Annotated in this window: 3 protein-coding genes and 1 pseudogene; 2 read left to right on the top strand and 2 right to left on the bottom strand. The window is 44.4% G+C overall.

Going from position 1 to position 4658, the window contains the following annotated elements:
- Nucleotides 1-246 (top strand): hypothetical protein (locus ACEW80_RS29555; RefSeq protein WP_373530025.1); only part of this gene is annotated, 246 nt, incomplete at its 5' end.
- A 116-nt stretch (nucleotides 247-362) separates the two neighbouring features.
- Here the strand turns inward: ACEW80_RS29555 and ACEW80_RS29550 are convergent.
- Both ACEW80_RS29550 and ACEW80_RS29545 read right to left on the bottom strand, forming a co-directional pair.
- The gene (locus ACEW80_RS29550; RefSeq protein ID WP_373530024.1) at nucleotides 363-851 is read right to left on the bottom strand and encodes a GIY-YIG nuclease family protein; all 489 of its coding nucleotides are present in this window, start codon (nucleotides 849-851) and stop codon (nucleotides 363-365) included.
- A 566-nt stretch (nucleotides 852-1417) separates the two neighbouring features.
- Nucleotides 1418-3190, bottom strand: coding sequence for a hypothetical protein (locus ACEW80_RS29545; protein WP_373530023.1), 1773 nt, complete (start codon nucleotides 3188-3190; stop codon nucleotides 1418-1420).
- A gap of 258 nt (nucleotides 3191-3448) precedes the next feature.
- Here ACEW80_RS29545 and ACEW80_RS29540 point away from each other — a divergent pair.
- Nucleotides 3449-4408 (top strand): annotated as a pseudogene (locus tag ACEW80_RS29540) (IS481 family transposase).
- The last annotated feature ends 250 nt before the right edge of the window (nucleotides 4409-4658 follow it).

Here is a 4658-nt window from a genome sequence, read left to right as displayed (position 1 = left end):
GCCGCCCCCCTACCTCCCCAATTCTGGGGGGAGCTGGATCGGAAGTCCCCCGGTTCCGGGTTCCCTCTCTTAGAGGGCGGTAGAGGTGCGGGGGATTTAGGGGGCAAATGCACAGTGATTGATACTTCTCAGACATCCTCTCAGTACAGCTTGGAGCAGTGCAGAGATTTCTATGACCCATGCTCCATTCTAGTTACTGCTTGGAAAGAGGAAGACGGTACTCCAATGGAGCCTTCCATGTTCTGATGGTGCTGCAAAAAAATCTAAGAAATACTATTCGCAGTTTCACAATTATAAGTTGTAATGCTGCCGGTAGCGTTTAGGAAAGTATTTGCATCACTACCCTCTTTTTCTATCTATATCTAGCTTCTTGCCTTTGTTTGTCGATACGTCCTGGCGTAAGTAGAGGTGGAGTTGTACCCAGGTTCAATGGCATCCATCCAGTATCGCTCCCGGATTAGCAATTGTTCTCGTTCAGCGGGTACTGCCTCAATTACTAACCATTCAAAAGTATTTGCTCCGTACAGGTTCCAGTCCTGCTGTAGCAAGGTTCGAGAATGCCTGCTCTTGTTGAGTTCCCTCATATGGCTCTGCCAGCGGTTCTTAATCTGAGTGGACTGCCCGATGTACTGCATGTTTGTTATTAGGTTCCTGATACTGTAAATGCCAGAAATCTTTAGAGAATTCCAGCAGCTAACGTCTGGATAACTCTGGAGTACCAGATAGGATTGATGGCGTTCAGTTGCAGACTCAAGCTCTGAAGGGCTAAAACCTACTAGAGTTTTGAGGAGTTGCAGTTGGGGATGTTCAATAGTGATTCCTAAGCAGCGCTGGTAGAGTATATAGTGCATGAAATCATGGAACAACATGCGCTTAAGACTAGGCGTGTTCCATAACTGATGGAATACGCCAAGCTGAACCTTTACGGAGTTCTCTGTGAAGTTTCGAGTTTCGAAATTTGGATAGCTCAGAATTCCCCTAGCGAATATTGTCGCTCTCACTTGTCTTCCCTTATGAGAGAACTGAACTCCTTTAAGCGCAACCTTCAAGTCTCCCTCGAACAAGCTCATGACTTCTGGGGAAACCTTTTCCATTGCACGACCCAGCTTAGCAACAAACTCCACAGATCCGTTCGGAGAAGAAAGGTTCGCTTTGATAATCGCATTTTTAGTGGCTTGAACAAACTCAGCGGGGCTGGTCAAGTCTAGCTTTGATGCTGGCGATAGCTACCTGAATAATCTGGAGTAAGTATCATAAGAGCAGGCATGCCCTGGCACGGTTATTGATTCAGCCAGCAACGAATCGCACAGAGTGACGCCACTTGAACAGGCGAGCTTTGGACATACAAGGAGTGATTCTACAGCCAAAAATCTCCTACCCCACCAGACAACCTGACTTCTGCAACAAAAACAAGATATTAGACCAGCTCATCTAATCCAAACTTTTGGACCTTTTTAGCAGCAATAAATGGATCAAAAGTTGTAGGATTTAAATCCTTCCGAAAGACTCCAGCAACAGATAGCTCTCCATCACTGGTGAATACTTGGCTCTCAAAAACTCGCCAAAGTTGCGGAACAACAGTAAATTTAGTGCTAGCTACCCCAGGCATCATCATAGACATCCTGCTATTGACGAATTGATTGATGGCTTGGAACAGTTTTTCCACGTCTAAAACATCGTCATAAGTACCGCGATGGTACTGCGTTCGATTTTGTGGGGGTTGCTTTTTTAGAAGGTTTTGAAGAGGGCTCCGGTCGTGCTGCACCTGCGCATGACCAATAATAAAAACATCATGAGCGATCGCTTCTAATAAAAGCTGACGTTGAATAGACGGCTTATTTTGCCCTTTGTAAAAGTGTAATAGCTTAGCAAAAGCAAGTGTCTGCCCTAAGGAATTGGCTAAAGTTCCCCAAGAACCAAAAGCTAAGAACTGATCTGATGGGGGGATAGAAAGTTCATCCCAAGCTCCGTTAGGATTTCTACCATCAACAATAATAGCTTTTGAATGTAAATTTGGGCTCAAGCTTTTAATATTGTTATCAACGAATGCTTGATCAAAGTTAGATTGTTGAGTATTAGGCGCATAAGTCTTGAATTTATAGTTTGATACATTGGTCTCTGGTTTCCAATCAAATATAAATACTTGGACATCAAAATTGTTGTCGTAAACCCTGTCTATTTTTAGCTCTTCCAATGTCGATGTAACTAATTCCTCAGTTGTTGCGCCACCATCATAATGATGAAGAAACTTAGGATTAGACATAACTACTTTTAGTTTAAGCTTGTCTGGAATCTGACGAGCAAAAGAAACTAATGTAGTTTCGTCAGCCCCCCAAGGAAGACGGCGTAAAAATTGTGAAGTACCTAGTCCATGAGATTCCAGAATATTATGATACTTTTTCTCCATTTCAACTCGGAAAGCTCTCGCATAATTAGAAGGAGAATCTCCCATACTGTAGACAATATCAACGATAGATTTTCCGTAACTCTGAATTAGAGCAATAGAACATTCTAATTGCAGTAGTTCCAGTGAATGAAGCTCTTTCAGCCAATCAGGAAATGTAGCAAAGCTTTCGTAATTATCAATCCCAATAAAGCTTCCAATCAGGACAATATTTTTTTTGTCTTCAATGTATTTAATATAGGCTTTGGGATTTTGGCATAATCTATCAGCTATTAAAAAAGCTGTATCTCGTCGTATATCTTCTGAGAGCAACAAGTAAGCCTGCCTGACCATTGAGTCAGTTTGCCTACGGGTAGCCATAACGAATGGCAAATAAATTCTTTCAGAGCGCTGATCTACTTGACCACAGGGAAATTTTCCATCACAAGGAAAAATTCCCTTACCGGACGCAGAAGCTCGATCTTGATCAGTAGCGCGCTGATAAATTGGAGGAATAACTTTAAATCCACCAACTTGATGGAGGTTTTTGATTCTGTCTAAAGCTGAGTCAGGAGTATCTAGAATAACCACATGAGGTTTGTAAGCAAACCATTTTACAATGTTTCCTATTGGTGATTTAAGAGTTACTTCCCAGTGATCAACGCTGGCAGATGCTTTGTAGCTGCTAACCTCAAGCTCGGTGCCTACTTGTAGAGAATGTTTTTGTGAGCTTGGCAGTTGTGAGCTATTGACAGTAAATTGCTTAATTGTTGTGCTCACCAGAGCTTTGATTATTGGATTTTGCATAGATTGTGGTAAAGTTCCCGGCTTGCTAAAGTAACTAGAATTTTGGTAGCCAATGAATGTTGAGGGAGATAACAAGTATTGTCAAATTACACCATGATAGGATGGTAGTGCCTTTGAGAGTTTTTTTGCAAGAATCAGGCTTGATGGTAGGGTAGAAGATTCTTACCTGTAGAATTGCTCCTTCATGCTAAGTCACATCTGTGTGAGGTTTATTAACATGATTGAGGTATAGTTCTCTCATTTTCGAGGGAACTTTGCATGGAAGAAGAACGAAAAGTGAAAGCGCGGCTGCAGTGGGTACAGCTGTATCAGAAGACCGGCAATGCTTCACTCGTGTGTCGTCGTTGTGGGATCTCCTATCCCACCTTCCGCAAGTGGTGGCAACGCTACTAAGCACAAGGAGTGGCTGGTTTGCACGACCGCAGCCGCAAGCCAAAACGCTGTTCGTCACCCAAAGTGCTCGAGCAACATCGCAAGTGGATTCTGCAGTTGCGCCAGCGCAAGCTGGGAGCTAGGCGCATCCAGAGCGAGCTGATTCGCCTGTACAACTTCTCCTTGTCCACTGCCACGATCCACAAGGTCCTCAAACATACAGGAGTCAAGCTGCTCAAAGCTACCAGACGAATTCGTAAGGGTAGAAGACGCTATCAGAAGGACACGCCGGGTGAGCGGGTGCAGATGGATGTATGCAAGATTGGTCCCAAGCTTTACCAGTACACAGCTATTGATGGCTGTACTCGTCTGAAGCTCGTGAGGCTGTACCCTAACAAAACTGCTCGGAGCACTCTCAACTTCGTTGAGCAGATGGTGAGTGCTTTTCCCTTTCCCATCCAACGGCTGCAGACTGACTGAGGGGAGGAGTTCATGACCCTTGCGGTTCAGAATCGATTGCGGGAGCTCGCTATCAAGTTTCGCCCGATTAAACCCCGCTCTCCCCATCTCAACGGCAAGGTTGAGCGCACCCAGAAAACAGATCTCGAGGAGTTCTACTCACTGGTCAACCTGAAGTCATTCGATCTACCCCAGCAGCTGCAGCAGTGGCAGGACTACTACAATCGCCAGCGACGTCACTGCTCCCTGCACAACCAAACCCCTTGGCAAAAGTGGCAACTACTCGCTGCGAGCACACTCACTTGGGAACAGGTCACAGCAGCTTATGACCCCTCAAAAGAGCGCATTCGCTGTAGTGACTATCTTCTTGATATGGCAGTTCTCTAACTAAGGACCTTATTTTCTAACTCATGTTAATAAATCTCACAGCATGAAGATCCGTCATCTTGACTTCTAAAGCATTTAGAAATTGTTCCTTAGAACGCCATATACACCATGGGAGCGTAATATATTTACAGCCTGGATAGCTTCATGCTAAAGTCCTACCGATGAAGTTGTTGTTAGGGGCTGACGAGTGGACTACGAATTACGGGTTGTTGTAGAGAAAGTTGCTGTCAGTTCTCAAGAGGTCGTAAAA

The sequence above is a fragment of the Nostoc sp. genome (assembly GCF_041747015.1).
Lineage (GTDB): Bacteria > Cyanobacteriota > Cyanobacteriia > Cyanobacteriales > Nostocaceae > Nostoc.
Note: the sequence above shows the minus strand (reverse complement) of the source record. Positions and strands in the feature narration are given on the sequence as shown.